This window comes from Microcoleus sp. Pol17C6 (genome assembly GCF_036701145.1).
Classification (GTDB): Bacteria; Cyanobacteriota; Cyanobacteriia; order Cyanobacteriales; family Microcoleaceae; genus Microcoleus.
This window is the reverse complement of the sequence record NZ_JAUBQH010000061.1, coordinates 23,099-39,028: the sequence shown is the minus strand read 5'-3', so window position 1 is coordinate 39,028 and position 15,930 is coordinate 23,099. Positions and strand designations below refer to the sequence as shown.

Sequence of the window (15,930 nt, the reverse complement as noted above, 5' to 3'; positions counted from 1 at the left end):
TAGAGATTTATTTAGCATCAAGCTCCAGATCTAAAGTCTTTGCCCAGCAAGGAGTTCAGTGACCTGAATCCTTACAATTTATCTACTGTATTTTTATGCCGAGCGAGGAAAGCAGAACCACGATCGCGACAAGCAGATTACAGAGTACGATCGAGGATACTGCCCCTATCGCGAAACTGGCGGCTGCAAAACTTTAGCATCCTTTGCTATTTCCGCTGACTCCAAAACCGGCTCTAAAACCGGAGAAGGAATCGGCACTTCTTCAACTACCTGATGCTTTTCCAAAGTCAAACGAGACTGCGACGAACCAGACAATCTTTTCAACAATTTCGGTTTCGGATCGTACAACAAATAAATAATTCGATCGCCTGCTTGCCAAATCTGAGTCGCCGACACTACTTGCAAGTATCCTTGCCTTTCCAGCAGCAGCGGCACCCAATCCCCGGCTTTAACCAAAGCTTGTAAGTGAGCAATCTGAAACTGCAATCCCTCTGTTTTTAACTCAGTTTCCCCCAATTTCACTTCGCTGTCATTCAAATATTCGTTCCAATCCTTCAGCGACAAATCGGAGACAAAAGCTTGATTGATTTTACTCTGATTAGCAGGCGTATTTGCTTGCGGATCTTTGGGGAATATTGCCAAAACCCTCGGCGGTGCAAACTCTTCGGCCGCTCGCTGAGCTAACACTAAGTTTACCTCGCCGTTGTTAGTCATTGCCAGAAAAGTTCCCATCGATTCCAGTCCGGCTTCTTCTAACACGCTGTGATCCAGAGCACTGCTCAAAAACACCCGCAAACCTTCTCGTTCTGCTTGTGCACAAGCTTCGGGGTTTGTGTCGATAATTGCCACAGATTCGCCGCGTTCTTGAAACAAGCGAGCAATTAATCTGCTCAAAGGATTTGACCCGACAATTGCAGCACCGGTTGCAGATTTTGAGGTGATGCCCAACACTTGAGCGATCCGTCCGGCCGTTAGTCCCTGGACGAAAACTGTCATAATAATTGTTAGGAAAACTAAGGCTTTAATCGAGTCGCCGCCGTTGATTCCCCGCTGGGTGAGCAAAATTGCAAATAAAGATGCGATCGACGCTGAGACAATTCCCCTCGGCGCTACCCAACAAACAAATAATTTCTGCCGCCAATTCAGTCCGCTGTTCCAAGTACACAGCCAAACGTTGATCGGCCGCACTACCCACATTAAAGCTAAAACTGTAAACAAACTTCCCCAACCGAGGGCGACCACACTAGCGAGGGATAAATCGGCCGCCAGCAGCACGAACAGCATGGAAATAGCAAGGACTGTAAGTTGACCTTTAAACCTCCTCAGCAGCCTTTCTTCCGGCACAGCAGCGGCTCTGAGAACGATGCCGGAGAGGACTGTTGCCATCAGTCCCGATTCGCTGCGGATTTCTTCTGCTAAGCCGAAAAATCCCCACAAACCGGCTAAAACTACTAAGTTTTTGAGGTCTTCTGAGAGAAATTGCGATCGCTTGAGAATGAATCCCAGCAGCCAACCTCCCGCAACCCCGATGACTGCACCAACGAAAAGTCGGACAATTAAATCTCGGAACACAATCAGCAAATCAGCATTGCCATTCAAAATAATATTCAGCACCAATACTGCCAGAATTGCCCCGACAGGATCGATTAAAACGCCTTCTGCTTCTAGCAAGGCGGCAACTTGTTTGTCAACGGATACTTGTTTGAGCAAAGGGCCGATTACCGTCGGGCCTGTGACGACTACTAGAGAAGCATACAGAAATGCGATCGGCCAAGGAAATTCCCCCAACCAGTGTGCGGCCATTCCGCCGCCAATTAGCGTAATTAAAGTGCCTACCGTAACTAAATTGCGGATGCTGCCGGAAACTTTGCCCAAATCTCGCAATTCCAAATTCAAGCCGCCTTCAAACAGAATTAACGCTACGCAAAGCGATACCATAACTTCCAAACCGCTGCCCAGCAGATTCGGGTGCAGCACTCCCAAGCAGTCTGGGCCGGCTAAAATGCCAAACAACAGCAAAAAGACGATCGCCGGAACTTTCAGATAAGCGGCGAGAACTTGAGCGCTGATGCCACAGATGACGGTCATGACCATCAACTGGGTGATGTTAAAGGGAATTTCCATAGATACAATTGTTACAGGCTGCCCGCTTAGTTTTAAAGGTTGGATCGCGGGTAATTGGAGTGCAGGCGCTATTTTCGGCGCAGCTTACAAACTCGGCACGTCCCTGGATTTTTGCGAATAAGATTAAAAAACCTTGATATTGGCTCTAACTTTATCAGATAATTCTGTTGGCGTCAAAGATGGGAGTAAGCTGTAGCTAGGGTTTGCTGAAGCAGTTGCAAAAGTAAACACTGTATGAGTTGTGTTACCCTAAAAAGGTGGAAGGGTACAAGAAAAACAGGTATAATGACTCAAAACCCGTGCATCACCACCTGCGATCGTGTACAGAAAAGCTGAGCTTGCCCCAAGCCCCCCATCCGACTTTAAACTACTCTTTGAAGGAAGGTTGTCAGGAGATAACCGTTGGGTAAAGATGGCCGAACTTATCCCGTGGGATGAATTTGAAGCAGAATATGCTGAATATTTCCCGACCGAAATGGGCGCACCCGCCAAATCATTTCGGATGGTATTGGGGGCATTAATCATCAAAGAAAAACTGGGAATTAGCTCAGCGAGAAACAGTAGAACAAATCCGTGAAAACCCGTATCTACAATACTTTATCGGTCAATCACTCTACAGCAACGAGTACCCATTTGACCCGTCGCTATTAGTTCACTTTCGGCAACGAATTAGTGCGAATCTAATTAATAAAGTGAACCAACGCCTGGTGGAAAAAATGCGCGAAACCATCCCAGTCCAACCCGAAAAAAAAAAGGATTCGGACGCAAAAAATGAATCACCCAATCAAGGAAAATTAATCGTAGATGCGACCTGTGCTCCAGCGGATATTAGCTATCCGACGGACTTAGGACTATTAAACCGAGCCAGAGTTCACACCGAAAAGACCATCGACATTCTCTATAATTCTCTCAAACTAAAAAATCATAAAAAACCCAGAACCTACCGTAATATTGCCAGAAAAAACTATTTAGCAGTAGCCAAACAACGACGACCTAAACGAAACAAAAAAATCCAAGCAATTAAAAAACAACTGCAATATATCAAAAGAAACCTCGCTCATATTGAACAACTAATCGAGTCAGGTGCCACCCTACAAAGTCTGAGCCAAAAGCAGTATAAGACCTTGCTAGTCCTCACAGAAGTATATCGGCAACAACTCTGGTTATTTGAAAATAAAAAACAGAGCATAGAGGACAGAATAGTAAGTTTAAGCCAACCCCACATCCGTCCCATTATTAGAGGTAAAGCAGGAAAACCAGTAGAGTTTGGAGCTAAACTGTCAGCGAGTTGCTTTGAGGGGTATGTGTTTTTAGAGCGAATAAGCTGGGATAATTTTAACGAATCAGGAGACTTAAAAGCCCAAGTAGAATCATTTAAAAGTTACACAGGATACTATCCAGAATCAGTCCATGCTGATCGCATTTATCGAACAAGGGAAAACCGAGCTTGGTGTAAAGAAAGAGGAATTAGAATTAGTGGGCCTCCGTTAGGAAGACCACCAGCAATTGTGAGTAAGGAAACAAAGAAACAAGCCTGGGAAGATGAGAGAATTCGTAACTCTATTGAGGGCAAGTTCGGACAAGGTAAACGAAGATTCAGCTTGAATCGCGTGATGGCCAAACTTGATAATACTTCTGGTACAGCTATTGCTATTACTTTTTTAGTAATGAACCTTTCTACCTGGTTAAGACGGGTTTTTTGTGTGTTTTTATGTCAAAAACCAAAAATCACACCTGTTTACGGGTTAATTATTACTAAAAGCTATAACTGGGCAAGTTATAGTCAACAAAAAATTATGTTTCGCCGAGCTGGAATCACCCATTAATTGCGATAGCGAGTTTTCTTAACTTATTCAGCAAGCCCTAGCTAAGTGAGAGATTGTCTGTTATGTTCGAGAGTCCGATGGGATGCGGGCACAGAGGGAGAGGATTTGACTAATTTTGATGGGGAGTCAATTTCAAATCTCAAATAGCAAGATTTGCCAGCTTTTCTATTATAGAGCCTTTCAACTTCGAGATTGATCTGTGGAGTCAATCTCCAATCAAAAAGCTCACATCTCAAATCGATCGCCCTCAGACTCATCTTTAGAGTAGAGTTCTCATCTAAAATCTCAAATCGCAAGATTCATCTGTAGAGTCAATCTAACATTTAAGATCTATAATCTATAATCGACTGGCATTCTGCCACCTGCGCAAAAACTCCGATAGAATGGTCGGCGAAATTCGCCCTTCCAGCCAATCTAAAGACTGGTTTTGGTTTGGTGCAGCCCGATAAAATTTGCACGCATCTATCAGCCGAATCGGAGAATTAGTGACAATAGATTGAGAGCGCCATTTTTGTGCAAACTCGGCAATAATAGCCGGAGAAATTTGTTTTTGCAGCCAATCTAAAGCTTGGTCTTGTTGTGCTAAACCGCGATAAAATTTGCCCACATCTATCAATCGCAAATTACTGTCTGGAGGTAAGGTAGTTGCCCGCCATTTTTGAGCAAATTCCCCTAAAACAGAGGTAGAAACTTGACTTTGCAGCCAAATTAAGGCAGTATCTTGGCTAGCCTTAGCTTGATAAGACGAGAATACCTGAGTCAGCCGCACGTCTGATATGGGAGTGGGAGTCGGAGCAGGAGTCGGCTGCGGGACGGGTGTCGGGGCTGGAGGGGGAACAATTACTTTGGGAGATTTTCGCATCAAAGCGGCCCAGGTTTTGAGGCTGGCAATGCCGTCTGGATTGAGACCCTGAGATTTCTGAAACGAGATGAGCGCCGCTGTGGTGGTAGCTCCAAATTTACCGTCCATTGCGCCTTGATAGAAACCTTTAATTCTTAATTCCCTCTGGATGTCTGCAACTTTATAACTTACGGCGCCTTCTCGGACGCTTTCAAAAATATTGGTGTCTACATTGCCCGAGACGCCTGACACAGTGCCTGTGTCGCTGTATTGCCAAAAAGTCCAAGTTTTCCAGCCGCCGGGAACCCAAGGTTCCTCAGCAGTGGTATAGTGAGCAATCCACAGTGGGTAATCGGCAAACCGTTTTGTCCCCAGGTTGTCCCAGAAACCGGGGTAAGTGTAGATAATCGGCCGCATCAACGTGGCTTTTTCGACTGCTTCTAACCAAATTGCGGCTCGATCGCACAATTGATCCACACTCAAACCGCCTGTAGTTTCCACATCCAAGACTGGCGGCAAATCCCCCGGTTCGAGTTTTACAGTTTTCAAGAACAAATCTATTTGTCCTTGAATGCTGCTGGCAGGTCGAAAAAAGTGGTAAGCGCCGCGTTGAATCCCCGCCGCTTTCATGGCCGCCCAATTGCGGGCGAAAGTTTGGGCAACGAACGTTGCACCCTCGGTCGATTTGACAAAACTGAAGGTAATACCATCCCGGGCAACTGCTTGCCAATTGACATTGGGCTGGTAGTCGGAAACATCTATACCGCGAATACTCATATTACCAAGAGTGGAGAAAAGCTGGTTTGCTCTGAAGCAGCGACTCGATTAAGGGTACATTAAATTGTAATGCTAAGTCGCTAAGTGTTTTTTTTGCAGGAGAGATGGTGCAAATGAACTTCGATCGGATAGAGCCCGGCCCTGGTCAAGAGTCTGTTTGGGATTACCCACGTCCCCCTCGGCTGGAGGAATCGACCAAACACGTACAGATAATTTTTAATGGAGTGACGATCGCCGACACGCGCCGTCCTCAGCGGGTATTGGAGACAAGTCACCCTCCTGCCTACTATATCTGCCCCGATGACATCAAAATGGAATATTTGCACAAAACTTTACGGGGTTCTTGGTGCGAGTGGAAGGGACAAGCCGGTTATTACACTGTGACGGTGGGAGAAAAGGAAGTAGTAAATGCTGCTTGGTTTTATCCCAATCCTAATCAGGTTTTTGTAGCTATTAAAGATTATGTGGCTTTTTATCCCAGCAAGATGGATGCCTGTTATGTGGACGGAGAATTAGTGCAATCTCAACCAGGGGATTTTTACGGCGGCTGGATTACCAAAGATATTGTCGGCCCGTTTAAGGGAGGGCCACAAACTTGGGGGTGGTGAGGGAAGGTTGAGTTTTGAATTTTGAGTTGAGAACAGGGGCAAAAACCACGTTTTTTTATGGAAAACCTCGTTACAGCCTCGACCCAGGGTTAAAAACCCGGTTTTTTGAGTTGGTCGGCACCGTCCATGAGCGGAGGAGTGGCGCCGAAATCGATTTTTTTACACCGTAAAAAGCCCCTAGTAAAAAATTGAGTAAATAATGAGAATTATTCAATAAATCTGTAATTTAGTGAGCATGAATCAAGGCAATGCAGCTACAAAAAAGAACGCAGCAGCTTCTTCCCTTATAAAAAATAGTGTAGTAAATAATACAACCAATGGCAACAAATAAATACTAATATAAGTTAATAGTTGACACTAGCTTCGGTGCTGCTTTATTATTTATTCGGATCTGCGCTGTGTCTGTTGAATTTATTGAGCCGTCTAACTCGGCAGAAAACTCACCCAAAAATTTATCTTTAGAGTCTACTCTTAAGGATCTAGCTCTATTCAATTTTCAGGTTGACTCCTCATATCTCGCCAAAGAAGTAGCTAGGTTTTTTCAAGCTCACCCGCTGCTTCCGGGAGTTATCTTGACCGTAAATGGGGAATTTTTAGGGATGATATCGCGTCGGCGATTTATGGAACGCATGAGCCGCCCTTACGGAGTAGATATATTTGCTTGCAGACCGATTATAGCCTTGTATCAAATAGCTCAAACCGATATTTTGATTTTACCAGGAGTAGCCTTAATTGTCATGGCAGCTCAGCGAGCCGTACAGCGACCGCCGGAACTGCTTTACGAGCCAATTGTTGTGCAGTTAGAACTTCAAGTTTACCGACTTTTAGACGTGCATCAACTGTGGGTAGCTTTATCCCAAATTCACCAACAAGCTACTTGGTCTATGAGCGAACTTTATTACAATTTATCGCTTACGCAATCCGAGCTAGAAGCAGCTAATTCTCAATTAAAAGCAGCTAATTCCGAATTGTATCGCCTTGCCAACTTAGATGGCTTAACTCAGGTTGCCAACCGTCACTGTTTTAACGAATACTTAGATAAAAAGTGGCAAGAATTGGCGGAAGCAGCAGCAGAACTATCTTTAATTTTATGCGATGTAGACTTTTTTAAAAAATACAACGATACTTATGGACATCAGGCGGGAGATACTTGCTTGCAGCAGGTATCCCAAGCTATTTTGGAAGCGGTAAATTACTCAACAGGCGAAGTTTCGGGCGAGAGTCTGGTAGCCCGTTACGGAGGCGAAGAATTTGCAGTGATTTTGCCTCGGACTTCACCGGAAATAGCTGTCTGGATTGCAGAGAAAATTCGAGTGTGGATTAAAGAACTAAACATTGAACACGTTAATTCAGAGGTGTGTTCTCTCGTGACACTGAGTTTGGGGGTAGCGAGTACGGTTCCTCGATCATCCGCAGCACAAAAAAACTTGATTGCAGTGGCAGACCGCGCGCTTTATCAAGCTAAAAACCGAGGGCGCGATCGAGTAATTTTAGATGCCGATGGATTTTAGATTGGAAAATCGTTTCCATTACAGATTATCTGGCAAATCGCCGATCGACCTGCCGATGCTAGACAGCAATTTCTCCAAAGCTTTCATCTGCTTGACGGTGAACGTGGGTACGTTCTTTCCCAACTCCCAACGGCTGATGGTTTGCGACGAAACGCCAAGCTCTCGCGCCAAATCTTCCTGACTCATCTCCAGTTCTTCCCTGAGCTTCTTCAAATGCGACTCTTCATCTTCTGGTCGCGGAACGGGCTTTTTCGGCATAACTTTGATCGCACATTTTTTCTATAAGATGCTTAAGCATCTTGACTAAACAATAAATTGATTAGACAATATGTTTAATAGCCAGCCCAGAACCGTGGAAAGTACAAGGACTGACTCTAAAACCCCTTTGGAAAGGAGCATGAATCGATTATTCCTTACAAACAGCGTCTGAATTCCTGGATTATTGTTCGCCTGCTTCTCAATTTACAAAGAAGCCTTGTGGGTCGGTTTCGCAGTTGGTCGGATGCAGACGGTCACATCAGCATTTTGCGACAGTTACTGCCGGAGGCTCGCCTAATAGTCGTGTTCGATCCCGGCGATCGCTCGTAGAGTAGTTTGGACAATAGAAGCGATCGCGCAACGCTAAGGCGCAGAGCTGGAAAGATGCGATCGCTCCTATTCTCATTTGAAATGTTATCGGACGATCGTCCCCAGTCTACAAAGACTCGCACCAAGCACGTTCTACCGTCCAGTGTCTGTCTGAAGATTCATAAATCCTCAACCCATCCAACCCGGCATTTTGGATCATCTCTTCAACTTCATCCAGCGTAAATGCTGCTTGCAACGAATCGCTGAATAACTGTTTCTGATGCGCGTTGCAATCTCCCGCATACAGATTGACTAAATTATCCCTGATTTCCGCTTTTTCCGGCCGCAGCAAATCCCGCAAAAAAATTGCTCCCTGCGGCTTCAACACCCGCTTGACTTCCTGCAAAAACGGCAGCGGATCGGGCAAATGGTGGATAATGCTGTTGGAAATCACCATGTCAAAATAATTGTCAGGGTAAGGCATTGCCTTAGCATTGATTAATTCGAGACTAATTTGCGATCGCGCGCCCGCCTTTTCCACATTGTCCGCCCCAACTTTCAGCATATTTGCCGACAAATCAATGCAAGTCAATTTCCATGCTGGCCGGAGTTGACAAAGGGCGATCGGAATTCTCGCCGTACCCGTCCCCGCATCCAAAACGTTTCCAAAAACCGGCCCCAACGCCGCAGCACTCTGAGCAAAAGCAGCATTAACCTCAGCAAAGTCCATCGAATCGTATTCGATCGCCTCTTCCAAGGAATCCATCACTTCCGGTTCCAAAACTCGCTGCATAAAATTTATCTCGTTATCTGGCATTTTCATATAGGGGTTCAGTTTCGCCTGCAAAAGCTCGACTAACTCCGGTTCCATATATTCGTAATTGTCCGGGATTTGCAGGCAAATAAGCTTCTTGCCTTCGAGACTTTCCGGGAATTTGCTGCGGAGTCGATCGCCATGCTTCTTCTCCATCACAAATATCCAATCTGCCCAACCGACAAGACCATCAGTTACTCTAATTCTTGCACCTTTTTCCGTTCCAGCCGATCGCACGTTGTAGCCGCTAATATTCTCGCATATCTTCTCGGCCGTCAAACTCCTCCACTTATTCCGGCTGCACACAAACAATATCTTGATTTTATCCATTCAGACACAAATACAAAATTCTATTTTATCTGCGTTCATCGGCGTTAATCCGCCCACATCTGCGGTTAAAAAGCTCGATCTAATTTTCCCCCGATCGCCTCTTACATACCACAAATACTGTATTTTGTCAAATTGAGCCAAATCTCCGTTACAATTCTTAAACTATAAAATGCGGATTTTGCATAAACAATTGTATTTATTACATTTGCAGAGTTCGTTAATTTTACGATTTTAAAACCTTTCAGGGTCACAAACTTAAATTTGTCATAATGCCTCTGGATTGTGAAAATCGTACCACAACCCTCAAAGCAAGTAAATATGTAAAATAATTGAGAATGAAGTCAATAATTTTGGTCATCTTTAGATTTGCTTAAGATTTAAGCGGTCAAAATAGATCGAACATTTAAAACTAAATCGACTTTTAGATTGTTTTTGCTTATAAAACAAGCTGGAATTGCCCCGAAGACCGATCGACCCTCAAAAATAGATACAGATGCTCGATCGCCCAATGGCATCCAACCAAACTCGATCGAACTCTGCTAGAATTAGTAAAACGAAGTCGTTATGAGTTTAAGTAAATAGCTATGACCAACGAAACCGTAGAAAACCTAGTAGTTATCGGCTCAGGACCTGCAGGCTACACCGCAGCCATCTACGCCGGGAGGGCAAACCTGAAACCCGTAGTGTTTGAAGGCTACCAAGCCGGAGGCGTCCCCGGCGGTCAACTGATGACCACCACAGAAGTAGAAAACTTCCCCGGTTTCCCCGAAGGCATCACCGGGCCGGAACTCATGGATCGGATGAAAGCTCAAGCAGTGCGCTGGGGTGCAGAATTATACACCGAAGATGTAACTTACGTAGATTTGAGCCAGCGGCCGTTTACAGTGCGCTCGGAAGACAGAGAAATCAAAACCCACACGATAGTAATAGCTACAGGCGCGACGGCGAAAAGGCTGGGGCTGCCTAGCGAACACGTATTTTGGAGTCACGGGATTTCGGCCTGTGCGATTTGCGACGGCGCTACCCCAATTTTCAAAGGAGTAGACTTAGCTGTAATCGGCGCGGGCGATACAGCAGCGGAAGAATCTATTTATTTAACAAAATACGGCTCTCACGTACATATGCTGGTGCGGCGGGATCAAATGCGCGCCAGCAAAGCCATGCAAGACCGAGTGCTGAGCAATCCCAAAATTACCGTGCACTGGAACACCGAAGCAGTGGATATCTTGGGCGAACCGGGCGGCAAAATGGACGGGGTGAAAATTAGAAATATCGAGACCGGCGCCGAAAGCGATTTGCTGGTGAAAGGATTGTTTTACGCGATCGGTCACACTCCCAACACTCAACTGTTCCAAGGTCAGCTAGAACTCGACGAAGTAGGCTATATCGCCACCAAACACGGTTCGGTAGAAACCAGCGTCGAGGGAGTTTACGCCGTCGGCGACGTGCAAGACCACGAGTTTCGCCAAGCAATCACCGCCGCCGGCAGCGGTTGTATGGGGGCGATGCTGGCAGAACGTTGGCTGTCAGTTAACGGTTTAACGCAGGAATTCCATCAAACTGAGGAATCCGAGCAACCCACAGCAGCGCCGGAAGCTCAAAAAGTACGCAAAACCAGCGCGAACTTTGATATCCAAGACACGCGCCACGAAGGAGGTTATGCTTTGCGGAAGTTGTTCCACGATAGCGATCGACTGATTGTGGTCAAATATGCCTCTCCGAGTTGTGGGCCTTGCCACAGCCTCAAGCCGATTTTGAGCAAAGTAGTAGATGAGTTCGAGGGCAAAATCCACTACGTGGAAATTGACATCGAAGAAGATCCAGAAATTGCTGAAAATGCTGGCGTGATTGGTACGCCGACGATTCAGTATTTCAAAGACAAAGATTTGGTGGCTGAGCTCAAAGGAGTTAAGCCGAAAAGCCAGTACCGCGAGTTAATTGCCAGTAATTTGTAGGAATTCGATCGATTTTAGATTTGAGATTCGCCAAGGGAGATTTAACCTAAACTCGACTTGCGTCCCGCCTGCCAAAAACCCGGTTTCTTTCCTGCACGCCAGTCCCGTGCAGGGAAGAAACCGATTTTTTTTAGCCCCATCGCGCGAAAAAACCCGGTTTCTCGCGAGTGTTTGGCGAATGAGAAAGAGGATTTTTGACTGTTCCGGGTTTTTTCGCCTGAGTGCTACTAAAATCGAAAAGTCTTATATAGGTCGATCGTCATTATGGCTCAAAGCCGCCTCCGACTGCCGCGATTTCTCAACAACATTGCCTCACCGTCAAGCCTGTCAATGAAAATGATGTGGGCAGGTTTGACAATAACTGCCGTGTTTATATTGGTAGCCACCTTGTCTCCAGCTATGCAAGCTTGGGGATGGCTGCAAAATCCTACCGAGGCTTTGATTAACCCCATCCACGAACCGCCGTCGGCGAATTATTGGTTTGGTACTAGCCGCAGCGGCTACGATGTGTTTTCCCGCACGCTGTTTGCTTCTCGGGCGGCTTGGCAAGTGGTAATTTTAGCCACTGCTTTGAGTTTGTTTATCGGTGTGCCGCTGGGTTTGGTTAGCGGTTATTTGGGCGGTAAGCTCGATCGAGTGTTGTTATTTTTAATGGATACAATTTATACTTTGCCGGGGCTGCTGCTTTCTTTGACGCTAGCGTTTGTAGTGGGAAAAGGAGTTTTGAATGCTGCGATCGCCCTGAGCATTTCCTACATCCCTCAATACTACCGCGTCGTCAGGAATCACACCGTCAGCGTCAAAACCGAATTGTTTGTCGAAGCCGCGCGAGCAATGGGTGCTGACACTTGGACAGTGCTTTCGCGCTACCTGTTTCTAAATGTGATTCAGAGCGTACCGGTGCTGTTTGCGCTCAACGCTGCCGATGCAATTTTAACATTAGGAGGTTTGGGATTTCTCGGATTAGGACTTCCCGAAGCAACTCCCGAATGGGGACACGACTTGCGTTTAGCTTTAGATGCGCTACCTACTGGCATTTGGTGGACGGCTTTGTTTCCCGGTTTGGCGATGACTTTAATGGTGGTGGGACTGTCTTTGGTGGGGGAAGGATTAAACGAGTTTGTTAACCCTCGCCTGCGGAATCAGCAGTAATCTGTCTCGCGGTTACATTAAGTTCGCAGTCAGGACTTTAGTGCTTATTCACAAATATAAAAAAAACTGAAGTCCTGACTAGAACAGGCGCTATAAAGAGATGGTAATCTCGGCCCGATTAATTACTAAATCTTTCTCTCAAGAAGGTGAATTATTTCTAGTAAACCTTCATTGGGTTGTCAATAGAAACACGGATCTGAATTTTTTCTTGATAGCTTCATTTTCTAAAGGTCAAGCCACATAATTTAAAGCCGACTAGAGGATAAAGCACGGCTCTGTGCTTTCTGATGACACGCTGTAAATAATAACAAAATTTTGAGCATAGCACTAGCGTCCTACCGTTCGATTGCTTTAAGTATCCTGGAGTTTAGGCTTTCTCTAACCATAGCAAGCACATCGCTAACTGGGTAAATTTTTATTCCTTGGCGGATTTATCATCTGCAGGCAGTTGCATCAACATCCGCTGGGAATTTTTTTGCGTCTGCTTGAAATTATCAAGACAATTCGGGAATGCTACCTAAAATTGATTGAGAGGCTTTATGGAATCTTCACACGGTCACGATATATTTAAAGGAATCGTGAAGTTATACTTCCGAGAGATGGCGAATTGTGTTGTTTGTGAGAATGTGCGATCGCGCAAGTGCGAACCGAAAGAAAAAAAAAATTAGAGAAATCCGCAGCCGAGAGTTGCGCGGCGGGTTAACTCTCAGTAGAATTTATCCTGGTGGTTTTTGCCATTGACGCGACAAACTCGTGTCGAACTGCTTAAATAAGAATGTGACGTTAAGAACTTAATGTGATTTAACGTGAAAATTAAACCCAATTTCTGAGATTTGAGCTAACTTAACAATGAAAGCCCCTGTTGCACTACTCAACCCGCAACGCTTCATTGGGGGTCAGAGTCGGTCTCTAATCCAGAGTTACCGACTTAAAACTAAAGCTACGAGCTTTATTCAATCGCAGATTGCGTATGATTCAATTCAGGGAAACAGGGTAATGATGGGTGTATCTACACGGATTGTATTGGTTCCAATTTGGGCAACTCAAAAATTGTCTGCTAACTGTCTGGCCAACTACGCCGCAGCCGTTCACCCAGATATACGCAGAAAACAGCGCCGTTTGATCGTGCCAAAGTTTTTGCGGGCCGTTCTCAGGATTTAGCAGAGCCGGACATGAGTTAGTATTGTCAAGCTAAGCTGACAGAGTTTCCTAGTTCTTGACCAACAATGGAAAACAACTTCCATTTTTTGTGAGAAAGGCTACAATCGGAAAGGTCTTTGCAAGATCCAATTCTCCCCGTTTGGTGCTTTAACCCTCTGCTGTTGCATTTGAGGCAGCAGACGGACATCCAAGGTGGCGAAAATTTCCCGTCCAACTGTCATGTCTGACAACCAGAGTGAAAGCAAGGCAAATCAAAAGTTCGACACCTCGAATACAAAAGTTAGACGGTTCCGTGCAGGAAAACTTGTACGGGTAAAAGCTCGAAGTACCGAGTAAAAAAGCCAGTATTTTTGGAAGTGCGATCGATCGTACTTCATGGTTTGCTTCTCTGGGGCAGGTATCGCAGATGATGTGGTAGCTCACTCCGAAAGAAAAAGCCTCAAGCTCAATTCAAGGTCGCGATGTAAAAATCTGCGATCTATTGAATGCGCTGACTGCTTCAAACCAGAACTCGAACCGTAACTCATAAAACAGGTGCAGTTTCGGTAACAAATTCAGCTAGCAGACCAAAAATCCCACTATTTTTTCCTGCGGGAATGTCAATACTGGCTAACTTGTCTAAACTACAAACAGACACTATTCCACTGTTATTTATTCTTTAATTCAGGAGCATGAGGAAGACGGCATGATCCCAGCTAACACCGTACTCGAAACCACAATTACACCGGAAATGGAAACAATCGAGTTGCTTCGCAGCGCCGAAAGCGTTCTACCTGAGAGCGAGTTAGAACTCTTTATCGACGAAGAAGACGATCGAGAAGAATTCTTAGACTCTCAATCTGAGGAAGACCCTAAATCTGGCAAAGGCGCCAAAGCCCGCCGTCGGGCACAGGCAAAGAAAAAGCATTATACTGAAGACTCTATTCGTCTTTACCTGCAAGAAATCGGTCGGATTCGGCTGCTGCGAGCTGACGAAGAGATTGAACTAGCGCGCAAGATTGCAGATTTGCTGGAATTAGAGCGAGTTCGAGAACAACTGCTCGAAGAGTATAACCGCGAACCCAAAGACAGCGAATGGGCAAATGCTGTAGATATGGCACTTCCTGCATTCCGTCACCGACTCCACGTCGGCCGTCGGGCAAAGGAAAAAATGGTGCAATCAAACCTGCGTTTGGTGGTGTCGATCGCCAAAAAATATATGAATCGCGGTTTGTCTTTCCAAGATTTGATTCAGGAAGGCTCTTTGGGTCTGATCCGTGCCGCTGAAAAATTCGATCACGAAAAAGGCTACAAGTTTTCTACCTACGCAACTTGGTGGATACGTCAAGCCATCACCAGGGCAATCGCCGATCAATCGCGCACTATCCGCCTGCCGGTTCACCTTTACGAAACCATTTCGCGGATCAAGAAAACTACCAAACTCCTGTCTCAGGAAATGGGTCGCAAGCCGACGGAAGAAGAAATTGCTACCCGCATGGAGATGACGATCGAGAAGTTGCGGTTCATTGCTAAGTCCGCACAGTTGCCTATCTCTCTAGAAACTCCGATCGGTAAAGAGGAAGACTCACGTCTGGGAGACTTTATTGAATCTGACGGGGAAACGCCAGAAGATCAAGTCTCGAAAAACTTGCTCAGGGAAGACTTGGAAAGCGTTTTGGATACTCTCAGCCCCCGAGAACGGGATGTACTGCGGCTGCGTTACGGCTTAGATGACGGACGGATGAAGACCTTGGAGGAAATTGGTCAAATCTTTAACGTCACTCGTGAGCGAATTCGCCAAATCGAGGCTAAAGCCCTGCGGAAGTTGCGCCATCCTAACCGCAACAGCATCTTAAAAGAATATATCCGCTAGAGTAATTTGCTAGCATCACCCAAAAGAGTGATTCGCACTCTTTTTTTTGGGGGGGAGACCCCCCGCCCCGGTTTGAGTTATAGCGGTTAAATTTTGTGCTGCTAATAACCCAGAGCAAGTTGCTATTTGCTGCCGAAATCGGGTTGCAAAAATTTTGGGAGTCCGTTACGGAACTCCCAAGCTTTGCATTGTCACAAAATTCTTAACTAGAAAATTACATCAGACCCCAAAAGTGAAGCAGGCCTTGACCGGAAACCAATTCGATGATGACAGCGGCAGAGAAACCAATCATCGCCAAACGACCGTTCCAATTTTCGGCTCCTTCGCTGAAGCCCCAGTTCCAAGCGTTGCGTTTTTGTTCTTGCATAGTGCGAACTCCTTTCGTTAACTTGTTTAAGGCTTATGTGAACAA

The 15,930-nt window shown here is 45.7% G+C and carries 13 protein-coding genes; 8 read left to right on the top strand and 5 right to left on the bottom strand.

From position 1 onward, the window contains the following. Nucleotides 1-165: 165 nt before the first annotated feature. Nucleotides 166-2,124: a cation:proton antiporter domain-containing protein gene (locus QUA25_RS23585; protein ID WP_333041573.1), complete on the bottom strand. Its 1,959-nt coding sequence runs from the start codon at nt 2,122-2,124 to the stop codon at nt 166-168. A gap of 319 nt (nt 2,125-2,443) precedes the next feature. On the opposite strand from QUA25_RS23585, the gene QUA25_RS23580 reads away from it, so the two are divergent. Then, nucleotides 2,444-3,950, top strand: a protein-coding gene (locus tag QUA25_RS23580) for an IS5 family transposase (RefSeq protein ID WP_333041571.1) whose coding sequence is annotated in 2 segments (ribosomal slippage) — nt 2,444-2,671 and nt 2,673-3,950 — 1,506 coding nt in all. Because the reading frame shifts where the segments join, the coding sequence is not laid out codon by codon here. Nucleotides 3,951-4,287: 337 nt separating this feature from the next. On the opposite strand, the gene QUA25_RS23575 is transcribed toward QUA25_RS23580, so the two are convergent. Continuing rightward, the gene (locus tag QUA25_RS23575) at nt 4,288-5,568 is read right to left on the bottom strand and encodes a GH25 family lysozyme (RefSeq protein WP_333041570.1); all 1,281 of its coding nucleotides are present in this window, start codon (nt 5,566-5,568) and stop codon (nt 4,288-4,290) included. A 113-nt stretch (nt 5,569-5,681) separates the two neighbouring features. Here QUA25_RS23575 and QUA25_RS23570 point away from each other — a divergent pair, with 113 nt between their 5' ends. Together QUA25_RS23570 and QUA25_RS23565 are read left to right on the top strand one after the other, a co-directional pair. Continuing rightward, nucleotides 5,682-6,176, top strand: coding sequence for a DUF427 domain-containing protein (locus QUA25_RS23570; protein WP_333041569.1), 495 nt, complete (start codon nt 5,682-5,684; stop codon nt 6,174-6,176). A gap of 398 nt (nt 6,177-6,574) precedes the next feature. Then, nucleotides 6,575-7,687 (top strand): diguanylate cyclase, encoded by a 1,113-nt coding sequence (locus tag QUA25_RS23565; protein ID WP_333041568.1) that lies wholly within the window; start codon nt 6,575-6,577, stop codon nt 7,685-7,687. An 18-nt stretch (nt 7,688-7,705) separates the two neighbouring features. Here QUA25_RS23565 and QUA25_RS23560 read toward each other — a convergent pair whose 3' ends face one another. Beyond that, a complete protein-coding gene (locus QUA25_RS23560; RefSeq protein WP_333041566.1) occupies nt 7,706-7,945 on the bottom strand; it encodes a helix-turn-helix transcriptional regulator in 240 nt (79 codons plus the stop codon). Between the two features lie 436 nt (nt 7,946-8,381). Further along, nucleotides 8,382-9,398, bottom strand: coding sequence for a methyltransferase domain-containing protein (locus QUA25_RS23555; RefSeq protein WP_333041564.1), 1,017 nt, complete (start codon nt 9,396-9,398; stop codon nt 8,382-8,384). 584 nt (nt 9,399-9,982) lie between these two features. On the opposite strand from QUA25_RS23555, the gene trxB reads away from it, so the two are divergent. The 5 genes from trxB (at nt 9,983) to rpoD (ending at nt 15,518) form a co-directional block, all read left to right on the top strand. Further along, complete coding sequence (gene trxB / locus QUA25_RS23550) at nt 9,983-11,353, top strand: thioredoxin-disulfide reductase (protein WP_333041563.1); 1,371 nt, start codon at nt 9,983-9,985, stop codon at nt 11,351-11,353. Nucleotides 11,354-11,617: 264 nt separating this feature from the next. After that, a complete protein-coding gene (locus QUA25_RS23545; protein WP_333041561.1) occupies nt 11,618-12,505 on the top strand; it encodes an ABC transporter permease in 888 nt (295 codons plus the stop codon). 539 nt (nt 12,506-13,044) lie between these two features. Next, nucleotides 13,045-13,173, top strand: a complete 129-nt coding sequence (locus tag QUA25_RS23540; RefSeq protein ID WP_333041560.1) for a hypothetical protein — start codon at nt 13,045-13,047, stop codon at nt 13,171-13,173. A gap of 328 nt (nt 13,174-13,501) precedes the next feature. Further along, nucleotides 13,502-13,666: a hypothetical protein gene (locus tag QUA25_RS23535; protein WP_242728775.1), complete on the top strand. Its 165-nt coding sequence runs from the start codon at nt 13,502-13,504 to the stop codon at nt 13,664-13,666. 685 nt (nt 13,667-14,351) lie between these two features. Then, a complete protein-coding gene (gene rpoD / locus QUA25_RS23530; protein WP_190660470.1) occupies nt 14,352-15,518 on the top strand; it encodes an RNA polymerase sigma factor RpoD in 1,167 nt (388 codons plus the stop codon). 214 nt (nt 15,519-15,732) lie between these two features. On the opposite strand, the gene QUA25_RS23525 is transcribed toward rpoD, so the two are convergent. Further along, nucleotides 15,733-15,885: a chlorophyll A-B binding protein gene (locus QUA25_RS23525; RefSeq protein ID WP_172186457.1), complete on the bottom strand. Its 153-nt coding sequence runs from the start codon at nt 15,883-15,885 to the stop codon at nt 15,733-15,735. Between the last annotated feature and the right edge of the window lie 45 nt (nt 15,886-15,930).

Bases quoted from the DNA above. Each gene is read 5' to 3' on its own strand.
- QUA25_RS23585 (WP_333041573.1), bottom strand. From the start codon at position 2,124: ATGGAAATTCCCTTTAACATCACCCAGTTGATGGTCATGACCGTCATC.
- QUA25_RS23535 (WP_242728775.1), top strand. From the start codon at position 13,502: ATGATGGGTGTATCTACACGGATTGTATTGGTTCCAATTTGGGCAACT.
- QUA25_RS23575 (WP_333041570.1), bottom strand. From the start codon at position 5,568: ATGAGTATTCGCGGTATAGATGTTTCCGACTACCAGCCCAATGTCAAT.
- QUA25_RS23540 (WP_333041560.1), top strand. From the start codon at position 13,045: ATGGAATCTTCACACGGTCACGATATATTTAAAGGAATCGTGAAGTTA.
- QUA25_RS23555 (WP_333041564.1), bottom strand. From the start codon at position 9,398: ATGGATAAAATCAAGATATTGTTTGTGTGCAGCCGGAATAAGTGGAGG.
- trxB (WP_333041563.1), top strand. From the start codon at position 9,983: ATGACCAACGAAACCGTAGAAAACCTAGTAGTTATCGGCTCAGGACCT.
- QUA25_RS23525 (WP_172186457.1), bottom strand. From the start codon at position 15,885: ATGCAAGAACAAAAACGCAACGCTTGGAACTGGGGCTTCAGCGAAGGA.
- QUA25_RS23560 (WP_333041566.1), bottom strand. From the start codon at position 7,945: ATGCCGAAAAAGCCCGTTCCGCGACCAGAAGATGAAGAGTCGCATTTG.
- rpoD (WP_190660470.1), top strand. From the start codon at position 14,352: ATGATCCCAGCTAACACCGTACTCGAAACCACAATTACACCGGAAATG.
- QUA25_RS23570 (WP_333041569.1), top strand. From the start codon at position 5,682: ATGAACTTCGATCGGATAGAGCCCGGCCCTGGTCAAGAGTCTGTTTGG.
- QUA25_RS23545 (WP_333041561.1), top strand. From the start codon at position 11,618: ATGGCTCAAAGCCGCCTCCGACTGCCGCGATTTCTCAACAACATTGCC.